The 1,068-nt window shown below is 77.6% G+C and carries 1 protein-coding gene; it reads left to right on the plus strand.

Annotated elements, in window-relative coordinates; translation table 11 throughout:
• Window positions 1-1,068 (plus strand): amidohydrolase family protein (locus tag GTW08_RS05710; RefSeq protein WP_161151516.1); only part of this gene is annotated, 1,068 nt, incomplete at both ends.

Genomic DNA, 1,068 nt, shown 5'->3' on the forward strand with positions numbered 1-1,068 from the left:
CGACCCGGGCGGCGCCGAGGTGGTCGGGTGCGACGGGCGGGCGCTGCTCCCCGGACTGTGGGACCACCACGTGCACATGGCGCAGTGGGCGCTGGCCCGCCGCAGGCTCGACGTGTCCGGCGCCCGCTCGGCCGCCGACGCCGTGGCACTCGTCGCGGCCCGGATGGCGACCGCACCGCCCGCCGCCGGTGAGGTGCTGGTCGGGTTCGGGTTCCGCGACGCGCTGTGGCCCGACGAGGCGCACCGCTCGCTGCTCGACCCGGTCACCGGTGACACCCCGGTCGTGCTGGTGTCCGGGGACCTGCACCAGGGGTGGCTCAACGGCGCCGCGCTGGCCCGCTTCGGGCACGGCGGGCACCCGACCGGCCGGATCCGGGAGTCGGAGTTCTTCGCCGTCGTCTCCCCCGCGCTCCAGGACGCACCGACCGAGGCCCACGACGGGTTCGTCGCCGACGCCGTCACCGCGGCCTCGGCGCGCGGGGTGGTCGGCGTCGTCGACTTCGAGGCGCCGTGGTCGCTGCCGGACTGGCGGCGCCGGATCGCCGGCGGCACGACCGGGCTGCGGGTCGAGGCGTCGGTGTGGCCCGACCGCCTCGACGACGCCCTGGCCACCGGGCTGCGCAGCGGCGACGTCGTCGAGGGCACCGGGGGCCTGCTCACCGCGGGCCCGCTGAAGGTGATCACCGACGGGTCGCTCAACACCCGCACCGCCTACTGCTACGACCCCTACCCCGCGCCGCCGGAGAATCCCCTCGAGCACCCGTGCGGGCTGCTGCTGGTCCCGCCGGCACAGCTGCGGCCGCTGCTGGCCCGGGCGCACGCGGGTGGGCTCACCGCGGCCCTGCACGCCATCGGCGACCACGCCAACACCCTGGTCCTCGACGCGTTCGCCGGGACCGGGGCCCGCGGGCGGGTCGAGCACGCCCAGCTGCTCATCGGCGACGACGTGCCCCGCTTCGCCGGGCTCGGCCTGGTCGCGAGCGTGCAGCCCGAGCACGCCCTCGACGACCGCGACGTCGCCGACCGGCTCTGGGCGGGCCGCACCGGCCGGGCGTTCGCGTTCGCGAC

This window comes from Pseudonocardia sp. SID8383 (genome assembly GCF_009864975.1).
Lineage (GTDB): Bacteria > Actinomycetota > Actinomycetes > Mycobacteriales > Pseudonocardiaceae > Pseudonocardia > Pseudonocardia alni.